This is a genomic window from Mucilaginibacter sp. HD30, assembly GCF_054061755.1.
On sequence record NZ_JBSSEO010000001.1, the window covers coordinates 744320 to 763997 of the forward strand.

Sequence of the window (19678 nt, forward strand, 5' to 3'; positions counted from 1 at the left end):
AATTGCAAAAGCATAACTATTCGCTTGATGTGCTTCGCTTCGTAGCATCGTTCATGGTGGTACTGTTCCACTTGAACCAAGCCGTGCAACCGGTAGATAACTGGTATCGTGATCTGGTTAAATACGGTTGGTTGGGTGTGCCTATGTTTTTTGTTATTAGCGGGTACTGTATCGCCTTGTCGGCAGATCATACAGATAATGCGCGTGATTTTCTGGTCAGGCGGCTTTTACGCATTTTTCCTCCTTACTGGATAAGCCTGGCCATTGTATTGGTGGCGGCATGCTTTCAACGGTATTATACAGGTGCTAATGCAGTGCAAGGTATCCCCCGCAACTTTGAAGGTGTTGTTGCGGCGTTAACCCTCACTACAGAACCTTTTACCGTTATTCCTACCATGAACTGGGTTTACTGGACCTTAACCTGCGAATTGTTTTTTTACCTTACCGTTGCCCTGGTAGGTGTGTTTCCCCGGCGGTTCAGGATCTATTTATTAATAGGAGTTTCATTCGCGTCAGTCTTCATTGGCCCGCCTACCGGCCCTTTGTTTTTTTTAGCACAATGGCCCGCGTTTGGCCTGGGCATAAGCGTTTACTACTTTTTTCATTACCATAGCAGGCTGTATTACGCGGTCCCGCTGTTTCTTATTAATATCACCGCATTGTTCATTAAATTCGGTTATTCCACTTACGCTGTCTTTACACTTGCAACGCTATCGCTCATCGTTTTAAGTCATTTCTTTACATCCGGCCCAAGCTTTTTTTCGATATTGGGGCAACATGCTTATTCTGTTTATCTTATCCATGTACCCATAGGGGTTTATATAATGGGCGTTTTGGCAGGGCGGTACAAGACGCAACCCTTACTCAACTTACTTGGTGATCTGGTGGTTTATACCTTCATTAGTGTATTGGCATGGCTGATGTATAAGTGGGTGGAACAACCGTCTATACTGGCCGGGCGTAAGCTGACGGCGCGTACTCCGGCAAGCTAAATTAACCATATGCTGCAAGCAATTATCAACGTTTTATACCGGTATCCGCTCTCTTACCTGAAAAGGGTTAATAGTATGGGGGGAATTCTTAGTTACCGTAGTATGAAGCAGGGGCAAAGGCAAATGCGCAGCGCTGCATTTAAATTATCTCCGGTACATTCTTCTGCTAACGGGTTGCCCGTTTATTTTCTGACGGGTAAAAATTATTTGTACCAAACTCTGTTTTGCATAACATCGTTAACCAAATGTTCAGCAGAGCAATTCAAGTTTATTCTGATCGATGATGGTAGTTTTGATGAAAAACTGATCTCGCTTATAAAAAGGCAACTCCCGGGAGCGGCCATCATTCAAAAGCAAAGCATTGAAGATAATATTCAGACAGCATTGCCTGCGAATAAATATCCTGTTTTAAACCATAAGCGCGCCGAATATGCTCACATTAAAAAACTGACGGATGTACATACCCTACCAGGCAAGGACTGGAAATTAGTACTCGATTCGGACATGTTGTTTTGGGGGGAACCAACACAACTGATAGCCTGGCTAAAGAACAGCAGCAAACCTGTACATATGGTAGACTGCACCGAATCTTATGGCTATCCAATAGCACTAATGGAGCAGCTTGCTTCTGCAAAAATACCGGCATTACTTAATGTTGGCGTTATCGGTCTGCAAAGCAGCAGCATCTGCTGGCAGGAGCTGGAAGATTGGACCGCCACGCTTGAAACACAGGAGGGAAAAACATATTACCTTGAGCAGGCGCTTTCTGCCATGCTGGTAGCTAAACAAACATGTTTGATTTTAGATAAACAGGATTACATTGTTAATCCGGGAGATGACGCTGTCAGCCATAATAAAGGCATTTTGCATCATTACGTTGACCAGTCAAAAAAAGCATATTATACCACTGCGTGGAAAAAACTGATTTAAAAGCCACGCTTCCGTTGGTTTCTGTTATAATACCTGTTTATAACGCAGAAAGGTATATCGATGCAGCCATAACCTCGGCTTTAAGTCAGTCATGGCCCTGTATTGAAGTGATCGTTGTGGATGATGGTTCTACTGATTCCTCTTATGAACTGGCGAAACGGTATCAGGCCAATAACGTTAAAATCTTGCAGCAATCAAACAAAGGTGCCAGTGCGGCCCGCAATAAAGGGCTTTCAATAGCAGGCGGCGCCTATATTCAGTTTCTGGATGCAGACGATTTGTTAAGTGCCGATAAAATAGCGGAACAGATGGCAGCCCTTCAAAATAACGCGGGTAAAATAGCGGTGTGCAGTACGGTTCATTTTCAAGACGGTTTTGAGCTTGAAGCGAGTCAGCCCAGCGCATATGATGAGGGTTTTTTATATAACTGCGACAACCCTGTAGATTTCCTGATCCGTTTGCTGGGTGGTTATGATTTCCGTGGATCGATGGTACAACCTGCAGCGTGGCTTGTGCCGAGAGATATCATTGACGAGGCCGGCCCTTGGAACGAAAGCTTAACATTGGACGATGACGGAGAGTTTTTTGCGCGTGTTATGCTGGCTTCGGCTGGAATTATTAAAACAGATGGAAAAGTGTATTACCGTAAATTCTCTGCCGGCAACCGCAATTTATCATCAACACAATCCGTCGCGGCATTGCAAAGCCTTTATCGTTCTATAAAGCTTAAAGCCGAATATCTTTACCGCTTTGGCGAAACTATCCCAGCTAAAAAAGCCACCTATAAGCAGTTAGTAGAGTTGCAGATCACGTGTTATATAACTCAACCTGGTTTATATAACACTATTAGCAAAGAATTATCTTTTTACCCGCAGTGGAGATATGTTCCGGTAATGGGAGGCAAAATAATTAATACAATAGCAGGCCTTTTTGGATGGCGTGTCGCCAAAAAATTGCAGCGGCTTTACTCAAAATATAAACGGTAGAAACATTGAGCATTTTACGAAGCGCTTATAAAGCAAGAATAGAATTATTGGCGCCATGGGGAAAATATAATAGTAAATGATTTTAACCAAATTGCCCAAGTGCCGCATTTATTTATTTACCTATAACAGAAATCGACTGTTGCCCCGTGCTGTGAATAGTTTGTTACAGCAAACTGTTCAAGACTGGGTTTGCGAGTTGCACAACGATAATCCGGAGGATCCTTTCCCCGCGACTTACGTTCGTGGATTAAATGATGATAGGTTCATTATTGTAGATCACGAAGTTAACTTAGGGGCGGTTCGTAGTTTTAATTTAGCGTTCGCCGGCTGCAACGAACCCTACGCCAGCATGCTGGAAGACGACAATTGGTGGGAGCCAGATTTTTTAGAAAAGATGTTAAGTATATTGGTAAAGCAGCCACAACTAAACGTGGTGTGGGGTAATATGCAACTGTGGCAGGAACAGCAGGACAACCAATGGGTTAATACCAAACGCACCACTTGGCCAATATTACAGGGCACAAGTTTGTTTAGCTGGCCCGCAAAGCAGCAGGCCTTTTCAGCACTGCATTCTACAAGTGCATTGCTTTATAGGGGTCCGCATGCATCAGCTTACCAGGTACCAGAAAACGTGCTTTTGAACGCCGTGGAATTGATCAGAGAGCGTTCTTTTGAACATCCCCTTTGCCTGGTGCAACGCCCTTTGGCTAATTTTGCAATTACACTGGCTACCAACCGTTCAGCCAACCCTTATGTATGGATAGCCAACCAAATAATGATGCTGGCAAGTTTTGTTGAAACCGCACCCAACCCGGAGGATGAGTTTAAAAATAGTTTATATTTTTATCGCTCACAGCAGCCAAGCCCCATAGCCAATTTCTTTTTGGCTAATGTCCTTATATTAAAAAGAACTTCTTATCTTAAGTATTTCAGCCTGCGCGATTGGTATATTACAGCAAAGTGGCTTATCAAAAATGGACATCAGTTGCCTTTCATCAAAAAGTACCTGAAATCACAATTAAATGTTTACGATTTTTTGATCAAGCAAACCGGCTTGCGTTTTAAAGAATCGATGCGCAGTAAATAACCTGTTTTGAAGATCGCCATCATTGTCAATCCCCTCATTCCCGTGCCGCCCACACATTATGGCGGTATAGAACGCATAGTTTATATGCTGATACAGGAGCTCATAAAGTACGGGCATCAGGTAACGTTGTATGCGCATCCTGATTCTGATCCCGGTTGCCAGCTGATTCCATATACTGAGGATAAATCCTACACTTGGAAAGATCAGATAAGGATCAACAAACTCACCTTTGAAATAGCACGAGGCGGCTATGATATTGTGCACACCTTTGGGCGGATGAACAATATAGCCTTGCTGATGCTGAGCCGCATCCCTAAGGTGGTATCCTACCAATTACCACCTACACTATCGCAGGTACAAAAAGCAATGCGATTTGCTCGTTCAGGGTCGCTTCATTTTACGGCATGCAGCAATTACATTGCCCGCCAAATTGCTGCCGTTGCTCCGGTTACCACTATTTTTAACGGAGTAGATATTACAGAATATACCTTTACCAGTAAAGTTGAGGAAGATGCCCCGCTGGTTTTTTTAGGGCGAATACAGCAGGAAAAGGGTACGGCTATTGCCATAGAAGTGGCCCTTAGTTCACATCGTAATCTTATCATTGCAGGCAATGTTCCCAACGAAGCCATCCATCGCCGATACTTTGAGGAACAGGTGAAGCCCTATATAGATGGAGAAAAAATCCAATATATTGGCCCGGTCGACAATGTTCAGAAGAACGGACTGCTGGGCAAGGCGCTGGCTTTTCTAATGCCAGTAACCTGGGATGAACCCTTCGGGATAGTGATGGCAGAGGCCCTGGCCTGCGGTACACCTGTAATAGGATTTGACCGCGGAGCGCTGCCCGAAATTGTTGATAATGGAGTTGACGGATTTATCTGCAGTGACGTTGCAGCAATGAAAGCAGCGGTATTAAGGGCCGCTGAACTTAGCCGCGCCGAATGCCGCAGAAAAGCGGAAACCAAGTTCAGTGCCACCGTGTTGGGCAGGCAATATGAGGAGCTTTACAAGAAATTGATAACCGCCCATTGAAACGCGTTACATTTATTACAACCGGCCAGCCCACCACCAATCCGCGTTTGGTAAAAGAGGTGGAGTGTTTAATAGAGCTGGGGTACCAGGTAAGGGTGATCTATTGTTTTTACCAACAATGGGCGCAGCGTTTTGATGAAGAGCTGATTTCAAATCACGCCGGAGTGTTTATGACCTGCGGCGGAGATCCGGTTAATGATAAAAAAACTTACCTGAGAACGCGTATACGTCAGAGGTTTAGCAACGTACTGTTTAAATATCTGAACTTGCCCGGGATAGCTGAAAATGCCATCAGCAGAACGCACACTGAAGCGCTTGCCCTGGCCAAAACCATACCAACCGACATTTTTGTTGCGCATAACCTTGGGGCCTTACCGGCGGCGGTAATGGCAGCCAAAGTTATGGGCGCAAAAGTGGGCTATGATGCAGAGGACATGCATTCGGCTCAATATAACTCCAAAAACGAACCTGGTTATCGGCTTAATAAATTTATAGAGGAGCGGTATTTCGGCTCTACTGATTACTTCAGCGCTGCAAGCCCGCTAATTGCGGAGTGCTATGCAAAGTCTTATCCATATTTAGCGCCTGTGGTAATTAATAACGTATTTCCGAAGGTCAAATTTAGTATCAAGCAGCATTACGGCCAAGGCAAGTGCCTCAGACTTTTCTGGTTCTCGCAAACTATTGGGTCTGACAGAGGGTTGGAAATGGTTATCAAAGCCATGGCGAAAACAGCAGGTAGGATAGAACTGCACTTAATGGGCTACTGCGCTGACCAATACCGGTCGGCATTTCTCGCGCTGGCGCGAGAATGTGGCTTAAATGATGGCGCAGTTCAATTTCATCATCCGGTTGCGCCGGATGAGCTTTTTAGCTTTGCCGCCAACTTTGATATCGGTATCGCAAGTGAGACTGCTTCGACTGTGAACCGTGACATTTGTCTCACTAACAAGATATTTACTTACTTACAATGCGGCCTGGCTATTGTCGCCAGTGATACGCAGGCGCAAACGCTGTTTTTGCAGCAATATCCTGATACCGGGAGTTTATACATTAAAACGAGCGAAGTATCATTAGTTGAAGCTTTGGATCATTATTTGAAAAACCCAGATGAACTGTATAGAACCCGGCTGGCAAATTATGAATTGGGACAAACCACATTAAACTGGGAAAATGAGCGCTCAAAATTTGTAGACCTTATTGAAGGCATCTGACATGAATAAACGTGTGCTGATCATATCTCCTTATTTTGCACCGCTTAACACGGCAGATATGCAGCGCGTACGCACCAGTTTACCCTATTTTGCCTTATTTGGTTGGGATGCAGAAATAGTAATAGTAGATGAACAATATGCCGATGTGAACCGCGACGATCTGTTATTACAAAGCGTACCACCACAAACGAGGATACACAAAGTAGCAGCGCTAAAAAAAAATCTGACCGCTAAATTGGGCTTGGGAAGTATCGCATTGCGGTCGCTTTGGTATTATAAACAAAAAGTAAACGAACTGTTGGCGAGAGAAAAATACGATCTTATCTATTTTTCTACCACTCAGTTCCCGGTTTCCACATTGGGGGCATATTGGAAAAAACGTTTCGGCGTGCCGTACATAATTGATATGCAAGATCCTTGGCACTCTGATTTTTATCAGGGCAAGCCAAAGGCAGAGCGGCCACGTAAATACTGGTTCTCTTACCGCCTTAATAAATATTTAGAACCCGTAGCCATGCACAAAGTAGATGGTTTGATCAGTGTGTCTGCGCAATATATTGAAAGCTTAAAAACACGCTATCCGAATATTAGCAGTATACCTGCCGCCACCATCACTTTTGGCGCGTTTGAGCCCGATCTCCAGATCGCGGCAGCTAATAAGGCATTGTTCGCTCCTTTATTGCAAGATGGCTTTATCAACGTCGTTTATATTGGCCGGGGTGGTAAAGATATGCAAGGGGCCATTGAACCGGTTTTCGCCGCACTGCAAAAAGGGCTGCAAGCCAATCCTGCGCTTTTTCGTAAATTAAAGTTCTATTTTATCGGCACCAGCTATGCCGCGGCCGGTAAGGGCATACCTACTATTTCGCCTTTGGCAAAACAGTACGGAGTGGAGGATAGCGTTGTTGAGATAACCGACCGCTTTAGTTATTACCATGCCCTGGCTACCCTGCAACAAGCTGATGCACTGTTTATCCCCGGCTCAACAGATCCACAGTACACGGCATCAAAAATTTATCCGTACATGCTTTTGAAAAAGCCTTTGCTGGCTATTATGCATGAAAAAAGCAGTGCGGTTGAGATTATCAGTGAATGCTCAAAAAATGGGCAGCTTGAAACGTTTAGTGAAAGCCGAGGTATTACCCAGGAAGATGTTTACCGGGTTCTGGAACAATGGGCATCAGGAACATTAATCGCTGTAGAAACACTGCCGGCTTTTGATGCTTACAGTTCGCGCAACCTTACCCGCTTGCAAACGGATGTTTTTAACCTTGTAATTGACCAACATGCAGCAACGAATTGAGGCATTAGACGGCTTAAGGTTCCTGGCGGCAATGGGGGTTTTATGGATCCATTGCTGGACGATACACCACAACCCGAGGTTCTTTATCGGCTCTGTTGACATCGCCAATTTTTTAGCTATTGGGGTTAACGGCGTGGAGCTTTTTTTTGTGATCAGCGGTTTTTGTATGTATTATTTTTATGCATCCAGAACAGGTTTTTCGTATGCTGATCTGTATCGCTTTTTATTAAAGCGGTGGCTCAGGCTGTCGCCCGCTTTCTACGTGGCAAGCCTAATTTATATTTTGGTAGATAAATACATCTACCATCGCGATGTGAACCTTGTGATGAACATGGTGCATAGCTTATTCTATCTTGATCACTTATTAGGCAACTATTTTACCGCATCGCACTTTTGGACGCTTACCGTGGAGTGGCAATTCTATTTTGTGCTCCCATTTATACTGATCTGGCTAAACACAGCAGGCTTTAAAAAATGCTTCTCAGCTATTTTTGGGATTGTTTTTTTAGCGGCAGTAATATCTGTACTCATTTTAAAAAACGGAAGCGACTATCTTACCGGCACTTTCCTTTTCCGCGGCATAGAATTTGGATTTGGTGTATTGGCTGCCCGGTTGCTTATCAATAGCAATAAATATTTTTAAAAACCGTGTTCTGTGGTTTATTCTGTTTCTTATCGTTGTTTATGCGGGCAGGGTGCTGGTTTCCGGGCAGGTGCTAAGGTTGTCACTTAATTACTATAATTTGTTCAAACTGGCGGGTTTTACTTTAATGGGGGCAGGGTTTGCAGGTATCTTATATTTGTCCATTACATCCACTCAAAAATTGCATCGTTTTTTGGGAAACAGGTTGTTTAAAAAAATGGGACGAATCTCTTACAGCTTTTACTTACTCCATGCTTTGATTTACCCCGGTATAACCGGATGGGTTATTGCCTATCTTCCTGCTTTGCACGGAATTGCCGCACCTATGGCCACAACGTTTATAAGTGCTGTGGTTCTTTACCCCATCGCTTTGCTTAGTTACAACTTGCTGGAACGACCGTTTTTAAAAATAAGACTCAACCCACGCAAGGAAACACCAGGCGCAATACTTCCCGAACAGCAATGAAACGGCTGGCCATTATCACAACACATCCTATACAATATTATGCACCGGTTTTTACGCTGTTGCAGCAGCGGCAAAAAATACAAATTATGGTATTTTATACGCTGGGACAGCATGCTGTACAGTTGGGCCATGATCCGGGTTTTGAAAGAACCATTAACTGGGATATTCCTTTAACCGAGGGCTATCCCTATACCTGGGTAAACAATACGGCAAAAAAACCGGGTTCTCATCATTTTAGCGGCGTAAAAACCCCGGATTTGATTGAGTGCGTGGCGGCGTGGCAGCCCGATGCCTTGTTGGTATTTGGCTGGAGTTATCGCGGCCATTTAGGTGTTATCAGATATTTTAAAAACAAGGTTCCTGTAATTTTTCGCGGAGATTCTACCCTGCTGGATCAAACCGGCGCGGCGCGGTCGCTTTTAAAATACCTGTTGTTAAAATGGGTATACCGGCACGTTGACGCAGCATTATATGTCGGCAGTAACAACAAGGCTTATTTTAAACATTACGGTTTAAAGGATGATCAGTTGGTATTTGCACCGCATGCGGTAGACAATGAACGCTTTGCGACAAAAAAGACAAATAGCAGGGATATCCGCAGTGAGTTAGGAATACCTGCCGATAGCGTGCTTGTGTTGTTTGCCGGTAAGCTGAGCACAAAAAAAGCGCCCCTGCTGTTACTGGATGGTTTTATGGCAATCGCTGACCCAAACGTACATTTGCTGTTTGCCGGAAACGGCGAGTTGGAGGCCGAATTGAAATTAAAGGCCGATGGACAATCGCATGTTCATTTTTTAGATTTTACTAATCAGTCTGAAATGCCGGCAGTGTATCAAGCCTGCGATGTTTTTTGCCTTCCTTCCACCGGGCCCGGAGAAACCTGGGGACTTGCAGTTAACGAGGCTATGGCCTGCGGAAAAGCGGTATTGGTCTCCGATAGGGTGGGTTGTGCGAAAGATCTTGTGAGCGCCAAAGTAAACGGGCTGGTATTTGAATCAGGTAATGTGACCGACCTGGCAGAAAAGCTTCATTTTCTAACAAAAGATCGTAACATTTGCGTAAGTTATGGAAAAGAATCTGTGGCCTTAATAAAAGACTGGAACTTTAACGCTATTGCTACAGCCATAGAAAAGACATTGATAAACATAACCAATGGACGAACAAAATAAGCTGGGCAGACATTTTATTCTTTTTTTGCCCTGGATGATGTCATTGGTACTTGAGCCCATTCCCATAGCTTCGTACCTGGTTGCATGGTTAGGATCGTTTTTTATTTTTTATGTGAGTCTTATCGGTAAAATAAAACCCTTGCCCAATGACAGGACCTTCGCAGAACAACTAATGCGGCCCATCATTATTGTCCAGATCATCTTTGCCGGTTTTATGGCTTGTTCATCCATATTTTATTTTTTAAACGTTTTAGGATACAAGTACCTTAGTAAAGAGATTGGTCTGCTCGTTTTCGACGAAGATACTTTGGTGGTAACCGCTAAATGCCAGCAGTACTATTGCCTTGGCCATGCCGCCTTCGTATCCGGTATTTTGATATTTATGAAGTACCCTGTTAAGAAAAAATACTATGTGGAGGGTGACGTGATAGCGAATTTACTGTTAGTAACTGCGCTTATTTTGTTCCCGGTTTCGTTGTTGTTTTTGCGTCTGCCGGGCCTGTCGCAATTTTACTACCAATGCAGCTCATTAAGCTTTATTGCCGGTACGCTGGCGCTGGCGTTTGCCATTCCTTTAAAGAAATATACCAATACGCTCATTTGCCTCGGCTTATATTTTTTTAACTTTTACCAGGCGTTAACTTCGGGTTACAAAGAACCGGTAATTGTAAGTGTGCTGGTTTTAGCAGTCTTTCTTTATCCTAACTATAAAAAAATTGTCACCATTGTGTTCGTTCCGGCGTTGGTCATGCTCTTCCTTATCCTTCCTACTTATGTAAATAGTTTCCGTGGGAACGTTTGGGCAGAAGGGGAAGAGGCAGGAGCAGCCAGCCAGGCTGCACTGGACGCCGCGTTGAACGATGAAAATGATGACACGAACTGGAACTTTTTAGTTTACCGTTTTAGTGAGGTGGACATGTTTACAAAATTTGTAAAAAACACTCCCGAAAAAATTGATTTCTATGGTTTTCAAATATTGGAGCAGTCTGGGATTGCCTTGGTACCAAGAATATTTTGGCCGTCAAAACCGAGTACGGAGGAATTAGTTATGCAGCGGGTTTATGATGCCGGTGTGGTTAACAAAAACTCAAGCGTTTCTGCCAAACCTGCGTTTATTGTAGACGCCTATCTGTCGTATGGCGCGACAGGAATTCTGGTGTGTTTGTTTTTATACGGCGCTGTTGCGCAATTTATAGCCGTTAAAGCCGAAGAGCTGTTTGGAGGCTATGTTTTGGGTACTGCTTTGATCTACAGCGGTCTGTTTCAATTATTATGGAGAGGGCTAAGCTTTGAATTCCTAATTAATAATGTATTCTGGAGTTATGTAAGTATGTGGATAGTGTTTAAGATCTTACGGTCGCGTAATATATTGCAAAAGGTTTGAGGATATTACAAATTTGCGCCGCATATAAACCTGCCTTCATATACGGAGGGCCAACCATGTCTGTTTCTATGTTAAGCGAGCAACTAAGCTTATTTGGAATAGCTACGCAGGTTTATACCACCACAGCTAACGGTAAAGAAGAACTAGCGGTTACTACGGGGATGGCGTTGGATATAGATGGTGTTCCGGTAACTTACTTCAAACGATTGACAGGAGATCATACCCACCTTTCGCCCGCCCTGTTGAGGAAGATATGGGTGCATGCCGCAGACTTTGACATTATCCATATACATGCCTGGTGGAACTTGGTATCACTTGGCGCCTGCCTTATTGCGCGGATGCGCGGAATAAAGACTGTCATTTCGCCAAGGGGCACCCTCAGCGATTATTCTTTCACTAAGCGGAACAGCTATGCAAAAGCGATCATCCACCGGCTTGCCGGCAAAGCATTGCTGGAGCATGCGCACATCCATGTAACTTCAGAACGCGAAGAGTTAGCGATATTAAACATCATCAGGCCAAAAAGTATATCAAATCTGCCAAACTTTGTCAAACTGCCCTCAGAAAAAACGGACCTATCATATCCGCCATCTACCGGGGCCTTTCGCTTGCTGTTTTTCTCCCGCATTGATGAAAAGAAGGGGGTGGATTTACTGATCAAAGCATTGCCTTTCCTTGATTTTTCATTTACGCTAACTATAGCCGGTCCCGGTGAAGCGGAATATGTAAATCAATTAAAAGAACTGGCGCAACAAAACGGCACAATGGAGCATATTACATGGCTGGGCTTGCAGAGCGTTGATAAATTCGATTTGCTCGCAACGCATCACCTATTAATATTACCTTCACAGGATGAAAACTTTGGTAACGTGTTAATTGAAAGCCTGAGCCAGGGTACAGCAGTATTAGTAAGTCCCTTTGTGGGTCTTGCAGATTATATCACTCATCATGATCTGGGCTGGATCTGCGCAGCAGAACCCGGCGTGATAGGCAAGACTATCAATACTATTGCCGCTGACGAGGATAAAATTCGCAGAATAAGGAAAGACGCACCGGATATTATCCGCGTTGATTTTGACGAAGCTGCCCTTGCCGGGCGTTACGTTATGTTATACGCTGATATAGTAAATCAAAAAGTAAAATGAGTGCGTATGTAAACCCGCATTTTTCTTTTATCATACTCACTTATAATGAGGAAATACATCTTCCCGCATTATTGGCTTCTATTGTTGATCTGCGGGCGCCTGTGTTTGTTTTGGATTCGGGCAGCACAGATGGCACGGTTACCATTGCCGAAGGCGCCGGGGCCATTGTTCAGCAACATCCTTTCCAGAACCATCCGAAACAATGGGCTCATGCTTTAAAGTGTTTTGCTGTTACTACGCCGTGGGTAATTTGTCTGGATGCTGATCATGTTGTCACAGATGAACTGAAAGCCTTATTAACAGAATTTGAGCTCGGCGAATATATCGGTACCGATGGAATCTATTTTAACCGGAAATTTATTTTCAAGAATAAGTGGATCAGACATGGTGGTTATTTTCCGTTTTACCTGCTAAAAATGTTTAGATATGGTGTCGGCTATTCTGACCTAAACGAAAACATGGATCATCGCATTGTGGTGCCCGGGAAAACAGTGATATGGAAAACCGGCTATATTGTAGAACAGAACCATAAAGAAAACGATATCAGCTTTTGGATTGCCAAACACAACCGTTATAGCGACCTGCTGGCCACAGAAGAGATTGAAAGAATGCAAAAGCTACGTAGCCAAACAGTTGCCGATAATTTCTTCGGCTCGCCGGACGAACGTACAGCATGGCTAAAAAAAAGGTGGTGGAAACTGCCGCGATATATAAGACCTGTGTTGTATTTTACATATCGTTATATATTTCAGTTAGGTTTTCTGGACGGACGAACAGGTACGATGTTTCACTTCCTTCAGGGATTCTGGTTTAGAACACTCGTGGATGTTAAAATTGGCGAGATATTAAAAAAGCAACGATCGGGAAGATGAAGTCGTTATTAAAGCGAGTTTTACCGCAACCGGCTATCACCTTCATCAGGCAAATATTTCCTTCTGAAGTGCAGAGGCAGATAACAGCTGCAAAAAAGGCTGAGGTACAGCAACGAGCCAATTTTTACAGTTCCTTTCTTAAAAAAGGCGAAGTGTGTTTTGATATTGGCGCCAACATGGGCAACCGTGTAGAACCGTTTTTGTTGCTTGGTGCAAAAGTAATAGCTGTTGAACCGCAGCAGGATTGTATTGCTTTTTTAACGAAAAAATTCGGGAAAAAGATAGCCATTGTGCAAAAAGGCGTAGGGGAGATTAAGGGCATAAAGTCTTTTTACGTATCTAATGTGTCTCCAATGTCGTCGTTTTCTGAAGAGTGGATCAGTTCTGTGAAAGACGACAGATTTAATATGTATACCTGGGCCGCCCAGCCTGTTGACATGGAGATGACCACCTTAGATGAACTGATTGCACTGTATGGCCTGCCTGCTTTTATAAAGATTGATGTGGAAGGTTACGAATTGGAGGTTCTGGGTGGGCTTACGCATAAGGTGCCCATGATGAGTTTTGAGTATACTGTACCTGAACTAACACACAAAGTTGTTGAATGTATTAACCGCATACGGCAATGCAATGCTGATATTGAACTTAATTACAGCGAGGGTGAATCTATGGAACTTTCCGCCGGTGAATGGTTGAATGCAGACGAAATGATAATGTTTGTTAACTCACCCAAATTTATCGAAACCAGATTTGGCGACATCTATGTACGTTCCAAATCAACTGAGAAGAAAGTTTAACAACTTTTTTAAATGACAGGGCGGTCTGGCCAACCGCATGCACCTTCCATTGTGCCAATGTTCTGATAATAATGACTCTCTCCTGGTCTGACAGCGCAGAATTAACAATCGCAGCTGCCTGCTGAGCGACAATGAGTGCCAATTTCACATCTTCCTATAAGCCCGACTACAAGCTTGCTAATTAATTAAATGGCAAAATTAGCTTTTACATCTTTTTTATCGCCGTTGGCAGTAACCCAAAAATAAAGGCCAATTGCTATAATTATGTATATAATGCTATTAAAAACAATATGGTGGTCAATTATGTGTTGAGCTTTCCTGCCCCAAAACAACGCTACCAACGCCATCCGTAAAACATTAAGCACCTGAATTATAACCAGCCCGGCAATTAAAAAAACTAACTTCTTTTTGAACGGCTTTGGGTAGGCTATTACAAAAGCGGTAAAAAAACTCATTAAACCTAACCCAAGGCAGGAATAAATTAACCTAATCCCCCCGCGTCCTGCTATCAGCAACTCATATTCATTTGTAACATTACTAAAGCCTACGCAGCGTAAAAAGAACGAGGTGCAAAACAACAATATGTGCCGGAGTAAACGTATATAATTAAAATTAGATGCTATAAAGCTATTATAATTTGCAGATTGCGCGCTTGTGATACTAAAGAAACCTGTGTTGAAATAATAGAAGGCAAGAAACACCGCAATAAACGTTATCGAAAACTTTACAGCCTTACTTTTTAAAATCATCATGTGTTTAAGTAGCTCATTAAATTTTTAATTTGCAATCAGACATGAACCATGTCTCTTTTGTAAAACAGTCCGCCAAACCTACGTTTTCCCACCAAATTTTTCTTGCGAGATAGCAATGCAAAAAAAAGCATGTTGCCTATAGATTAGATCTTGTATTACGCTCTGAAACCAAGTTACTAAATATCCTGATCAATCTTTTTCATCCGGATAATTTTTTTGGGCACCGCACATAATCAAATGCTTTTTATACACTTTAACGGTCAAAAAAAAGCCTAAAATCCGTGCTATTGTAAATTGCTCCAAAAGTTGTGTTCCGTAGGATGATACCTCTGCTGGTGTCAATCTCATAAAATCATTTAATAGGGCATTAAAATTGCGACTTATTGTATAGTTGGAGTATTAAATGCCGACGATTGTTCTACTGATAAATGGCGGTAATTGGTTAGCTAAGGCGTTTATAAACAATGAAGTAGCAGTGCTGACGACATTCGGGAATACGTAAAAACCAAATGAAACTATAATACGTAGGTGGCAATCAGGATTTATAAAGGTATTTCGTTTACAGGGAATAGATGCTGCAGTATCCGAATTTTTAATACAATTTGTTGATTTTCAATGCATTGGGTGTTTAGAGCAAAGTTTAACACTTTGCATGGAGTGGATTAATCTTGAGGTTCATGTATCTCAATAAGGTAATTGCTTTTAACTAAACACGTTTAGCGTTTAAATGGTATAGTGAGAGCCAAATAATTAAATTTCAAACATCCTGATAAATGTTTGAAATTTACACAGATGGGTAAAAATGGGGATTTATTTCCCCATATAGCGTAATTTTTTAACCATTACGAAAATTGGTGCAGTACTTTTAAATACGAATTACAAATGTGTTAATATGTTTATAAATTAAAACATAGCATATTAACACTTATAATAAACCTCATGGCCGATATCCTTCTTACTAATCCACTGTCCTATTCCATTTTTGTGTTTTTATTGTCCATGGGTTTTTCCTGGGCTGTTATACCATCTATATTACATGTAGCCCGGGCGCGTCATTTATATGATGATATCGGACATTTCAGGAAGCAGCATGATCATGGCATACCCCGACTGGGTGGTGTGGCCATTTTTGTGAGTTTCGCTCTGGTTGCTCTTTTATGTTCTAGAATTGATAATAAATTTCCGGTAGGTTATATACTGGCAGCGGCTATAGTACTTGTTGTAATGGGCCTTAAGGATGACCTTTCGGGGGTAAACCCAAGCACTAAACTTGTTGTGCAAATAATAGCCGCTTTAATTTTAGTTATTTGGGGCGATGTACGGTTAACAAGTATGTACGGTGTTTTAGGTGTATATGAGCTTCCGTATACAATGAGCTGCATTTTAACAGTATTGGTTATAATAATGCTAATTAATGCATTTAACCTTATAGACGGTATAGATGGATTGGCCGGGGTAACAGGCATTATTACTCATGTTTCGTTTGCTGCGCTTTTTATGTACACACATCAGTATCATTTAGCACTTATTTCGGCCATAATGGTTGGTGCAATTGCCGGATTCTTACGGTTTAACATAAATCCAGCTAAGATTTTTATGGGGGATACCGGGTCGCTTTTCATCGGTTTGATCTCGGTTATTATGGCTATTGAATTTATTGAGGGTAATAAATTCTCTACCTCCGGCTCTCCGCTTATCTACTCGGCCCCGGCACTAACTGTGGCCATTTTAATAGGGCCCATATTTGATACGTTAAGAATATTTTTTATACGGATTTTAAATGGTGTACCACCCTTTACGGCCGACCGTAACCACATCCATCACCGTATGTTGCGGTTAGGATATACACATTTGCAAACCACCTTTATACTTGCTACAATAAATATCCTTACTATAGCAATTACACTTTTATTTACCAACCTGGGCAACTACACCCTTATTTTAATGATATTCTTTATATCCATGTTGTTTAACTGGATGGTAACGTTCCTTATCCGCTCAAAAGAACGCGAAAGTATTGCGCTGCGCAATTTGTTTGTTTAATCTTAATGTCTGTTTTTGTAGGGCCGTGTTAATGTAACCCTTCTTTTTGGTAATTTTGGGCTTTAACCAATGCCTTCAGAATGAAGATAGCTATTAACGGATTTGGCAGAATAGGCCGCATATTTTTACGCAGTATTTTAACAAAACCCGAAATACAGGTTGTAGCAATTAACGATCTTACGGATACCGGCACGCTGGCGCATCTTTTTAAATATGATTCGGTACATGGCGGGTTTAAAGGCGATGTTAGCTGTGACGACGAATACCTTTATGTTGATAATCAAAAGATAAAGATCCTTGCCGAAACTAAACCCGAGGCATTGCCGTGGAAGGAATTAGGGATAGACCTGGTTATTGAAGCAACCGGCAAATTTACTTCAAGTGTTGGCGCTCAAAAACATATTACTGCCGGTGCAAAGCAAGTGATACTATCTGCACCATCAACAGACAAAAGCGTCCCTACTGTAGTTTTAGGAGTTAACGAGGATGCTATTGATCTGCGTTCCCCAATACTTTCCAATGCTTCATGTACCACTAATAACGTAGCCACAATGGTAAAGATATTAGACGAGAACTGGGGCATTGTTGACGGCTACATTACTACCGTACACTCCATGACCGGCGACCAAAATCTGCACGATGCGCCGCATAAAGACCTGCGCAGGGCAAGGGCGGCTTCTACATCAATCATACCAACTACTACGGGTGCGGCCAAAGCCATTACGTCGATATTTCCTCATCTGGAAGGTAAACTGGGTGGCGCTGGCATTCGTGTTCCTGTTCTTAACGGATCACTAACTGATTTTACTTGTCTGCTTAAAGCAAAACCAACAGTAGGCCAAATTAATGAGGCCTTTAAAGCCGCAGGTCAAGGCGGTTTGAACGGAATTTTAGAATATACCGAGGACCCTATTGTATCGGCAGATATATTGAATAATACTCACAGTTGTGTATTTGATGCGCTGCTTACCTCAATAGTTGGCGATATGGTTAAAGTAGTAGGCTGGTATGATAATGAAAGCGGCTATAGTGCCCGCCTTGCCGACCTTGTTGAAAAAATACGCATGTTAAATTAATGATTAGGTTTATAACTGTTGAAGAGGCTTTACCGTTACGCAACGTTGTTTTGCGCGAAGGAAAATTAACGCCCGATGAATGTCGATTTCCTTCGGATAATTTACCGGGTAATTTTCATCTGGGCTATTTTGATAATGAAAAGCTCATCTGCATCGCTTCTTTTCACCCTCAAAATTATGGCGAATACCAAGGCAAGGGTTATCAGCTTCGCGGCATGGCTACGGCTGATGGCTACAAAGGAAAGGGCAATGGTAACCGGCTTGTGGAATTTGCAAAGAACCATTTGCTAAAGACCAGAGCGGACTACGTATGGTGCAATGCACGCCAGGTTGCTGTTAAGTTTTATGAGCGGTTGGGCTTTGAAATAATCTCGCCCCAATTTGAAGTGCCGGGCATAGGGCCGCATTATGTGATGTACGTAAATTTGAAAGAGCAACACTAATTGCAAGCAGGTGCAAACACCAATTAGCCCACTGCCGTCACCGTCACTCATCTCTCACCTAATATTTTCACTTAGCATTGGAGTATTAGAATTAAAATGCTGATTTTGGCCGCTGCTAAGCTCAAAACATAAATTGGTATGAAAACAATAGATCAAATAAGCTTTTTAGGTAAAAAAGCACTTATACGTGTAGACTTTAACGTTCCGCTTGATGAGAACGGTAATATAACCGACGATAACCGCATTACAGCGGCACTACCAACTATAAAGAAAATTCTTAAGGATGGTGGTGCGGTAATATTGATGTCGCATTTAGGCAGGCCAAAAAGCGGACCTAACAAAAAGGATTCACTAAAGCATGTTATAAAACACCTGTCAGACTTGTTGGGTCAACAAGTTGAGTTTGCTGATGACTGTATAGGCGAAGACGCTGTAGCTAAAGCCAAAGAGCTGTCAAACGGCGAGGTGTTGTTACTGGAGAACCTTCGTTTTTATAAAGAAGAAGAAAAAGGCGATGCCGAGTTCGCTAAGAAGTTAGCCGCCTTAGGCAATATTTACGTGAACGATGCTTTTGGCACAGCTCACCGTGCGCATGCTTCAACTGCTGTAATTGCTCAGTTTTTCCCGAACGCTAAGTACTTTGGCTATTTAATGGGAGCTGAGTTAAATAATGCCGAAAAGGTATTGAACAACCCGGAGCGCCCTTTTACAGCCATTATGGGCGGATCAAAAGTATCTGATAAGATATTGCTGATAGAACGTTTGCTGGATAAGGTGGATAACCTGATAATAGGCGGCGGCATGGCTTATACCTTTGCTAAAGCCAACGGCGGTAATATAGGTACATCATTAGTGGAGTTGGACAAGCAACAGCTGGCGCTTGATCTAATTCAGAAAGCGAAAGTTAAAGGCGTAAACCTTTTATTACCGGTTGATAATGTTACCGCTGACGATTTTAACAATAACGCAAATACAGGCATAGCCAAAACCGGCGAAATTCCTGATGGATGGATGGGATTGGATATTGGCCCGGAAACCGTTAAACTATTTAGCAAAGTTGTTGAAGAATCAAAAACTACACTATGGAACGGCCCGATGGGCGTGTTTGAAATGGAGAAATTTTTAATAGGAACCAAAGCTATTGCCGAAGCAGTTGTTAAAGCTACAGAAGCAGGAGCATTTTCGTTGATCGGTGGCGGCGACTCTGCAGCAGCGGTATCTAAATTTAACATGACTGGCGATGTTAGCTATGTTTCAACAGGTGGCGGCGCATTGTTAGAATATATGGAAGGTAAAGAGTTGCCCGGTGTTAAAGCTATTAACGAGGACTAAGTAGTTGAC

General features: G+C 42.7%; 18 protein-coding genes and 1 pseudogene. 18 read left to right on the forward strand and 1 reads right to left on the reverse strand.

The window, feature by feature from the left end; translation table 11 throughout:
• The first annotated feature begins 2 nt into the window (after nt 1-2).
• The 14 genes and pseudogenes from ACVW2L_RS03545 (at nt 3) to ACVW2L_RS03610 (ending at nt 14023) form a co-directional block, all read left to right on the forward strand.
• Nucleotides 3-992, forward strand: coding sequence for an acyltransferase family protein (locus ACVW2L_RS03545; RefSeq protein WP_457126578.1), 990 nt, complete (start codon nt 3-5; stop codon nt 990-992).
• A gap of 9 nt (nt 993-1001) precedes the next feature.
• Nucleotides 1002-1922: a hypothetical protein gene (locus tag ACVW2L_RS03550; RefSeq protein WP_457126579.1), complete on the forward strand. Its 921-nt coding sequence runs from the start codon at nt 1002-1004 to the stop codon at nt 1920-1922.
• Nucleotides 1904-2908, forward strand: coding sequence for a glycosyltransferase family 2 protein (locus ACVW2L_RS03555; protein ID WP_457126580.1), 1005 nt, complete (start codon nt 1904-1906; stop codon nt 2906-2908). Before ACVW2L_RS03550 ends, ACVW2L_RS03555 begins: the two co-directional genes overlap by 19 nt.
• A gap of 76 nt (nt 2909-2984) precedes the next feature.
• Nucleotides 2985-3995: a glycosyltransferase family 2 protein gene (locus ACVW2L_RS03560; protein WP_457126581.1), complete on the forward strand. Its 1011-nt coding sequence runs from the start codon at nt 2985-2987 to the stop codon at nt 3993-3995.
• A gap of 6 nt (nt 3996-4001) precedes the next feature.
• Nucleotides 4002-5030, forward strand: coding sequence for a glycosyltransferase family 4 protein (locus ACVW2L_RS03565; RefSeq protein ID WP_457126582.1), 1029 nt, complete (start codon nt 4002-4004; stop codon nt 5028-5030).
• Entirely contained in the window at nt 5027-6244 is a 1218-nt protein-coding gene (locus ACVW2L_RS03570; RefSeq protein WP_457126583.1) for a glycosyltransferase, read from the forward strand. Before ACVW2L_RS03565 ends, ACVW2L_RS03570 begins: the two co-directional genes overlap by 4 nt.
• 1 nt (nt 6245) lies before the next feature.
• Entirely contained in the window at nt 6246-7547 is a 1302-nt protein-coding gene (locus ACVW2L_RS03575) for a hypothetical protein (protein ID WP_457126584.1), read from the forward strand.
• On the forward strand, nt 7531-8190 hold the full coding sequence (locus tag ACVW2L_RS03580) for an acyltransferase family protein (protein ID WP_457126585.1): 660 nt from the start codon (nt 7531-7533) through the stop codon (nt 8188-8190). The genes ACVW2L_RS03575 and ACVW2L_RS03580 overlap by 17 nt, the downstream gene beginning before the upstream one ends.
• 217 nt (nt 8191-8407) lie before the next feature.
• Nucleotides 8408-8656 (forward strand): hypothetical protein, encoded by a 249-nt coding sequence (locus ACVW2L_RS03585; RefSeq protein WP_457126586.1) that lies wholly within the window; start codon nt 8408-8410, stop codon nt 8654-8656.
• On the forward strand, nt 8653-9825 hold the full coding sequence (locus tag ACVW2L_RS03590) for a glycosyltransferase family 4 protein (RefSeq protein WP_457126587.1): 1173 nt from the start codon (nt 8653-8655) through the stop codon (nt 9823-9825). The genes ACVW2L_RS03585 and ACVW2L_RS03590 overlap by 4 nt, the downstream gene beginning before the upstream one ends.
• Nucleotides 9809-11209, forward strand: coding sequence for an exosortase Y-associated Wzy-like protein (locus tag ACVW2L_RS03595; protein ID WP_457126588.1), 1401 nt, complete (start codon nt 9809-9811; stop codon nt 11207-11209). Before ACVW2L_RS03590 ends, ACVW2L_RS03595 begins: the two co-directional genes overlap by 17 nt.
• A complete protein-coding gene (locus ACVW2L_RS03600) occupies nt 11206-12354 on the forward strand; it encodes an XrtY-associated glycosyltransferase XYAG1 (RefSeq protein WP_457126589.1) in 1149 nt (382 codons plus the stop codon). Before ACVW2L_RS03595 ends, ACVW2L_RS03600 begins: the two co-directional genes overlap by 4 nt.
• A pseudogene (locus ACVW2L_RS03605) lies at nt 12351-13214 on the forward strand (glycosyltransferase family 2 protein); the annotation flags it as partial. The gene ACVW2L_RS03600 and the pseudogene ACVW2L_RS03605, both read left to right, overlap by 4 nt.
• A gap of 8 nt (nt 13215-13222) precedes the next feature.
• Complete coding sequence (locus tag ACVW2L_RS03610) at nt 13223-14023, forward strand: FkbM family methyltransferase (RefSeq protein WP_457126590.1); 801 nt, start codon at nt 13223-13225, stop codon at nt 14021-14023.
• Nucleotides 14024-14208: 185 nt separating this feature from the next.
• Here ACVW2L_RS03610 and xrtY read toward each other — a convergent pair whose 3' ends face one another.
• Nucleotides 14209-14775: an exosortase Y gene (xrtY, locus tag ACVW2L_RS03615; protein WP_457126591.1), complete on the reverse strand. Its 567-nt coding sequence runs from the start codon at nt 14773-14775 to the stop codon at nt 14209-14211.
• Between the two features lie 939 nt (nt 14776-15714).
• Here xrtY and ACVW2L_RS03620 point away from each other — a divergent pair.
• The 4 genes from ACVW2L_RS03620 to ACVW2L_RS03635 all read left to right on the forward strand — a co-directional run bounded on the left by ACVW2L_RS03620 (nt 15715) and on the right by ACVW2L_RS03635 (nt 19669).
• Entirely contained in the window at nt 15715-16818 is a 1104-nt protein-coding gene (locus tag ACVW2L_RS03620; protein ID WP_457126592.1) for an MraY family glycosyltransferase, read from the forward strand.
• Between the two features lie 80 nt (nt 16819-16898).
• Nucleotides 16899-17894: a type I glyceraldehyde-3-phosphate dehydrogenase gene (gene gap, locus ACVW2L_RS03625; protein WP_457126593.1), complete on the forward strand. Its 996-nt coding sequence runs from the start codon at nt 16899-16901 to the stop codon at nt 17892-17894.
• Complete coding sequence (locus ACVW2L_RS03630) at nt 17894-18337, forward strand: GNAT family N-acetyltransferase (RefSeq protein WP_457126594.1); 444 nt, start codon at nt 17894-17896, stop codon at nt 18335-18337. Before gap ends, ACVW2L_RS03630 begins: the two co-directional genes overlap by 1 nt.
• A 138-nt stretch (nt 18338-18475) precedes the next feature.
• Nucleotides 18476-19669 (forward strand): phosphoglycerate kinase, encoded by a 1194-nt coding sequence (locus ACVW2L_RS03635; RefSeq protein WP_457126595.1) that lies wholly within the window; start codon nt 18476-18478, stop codon nt 19667-19669.
• The last annotated feature ends 9 nt before the right edge of the window (nt 19670-19678 follow it).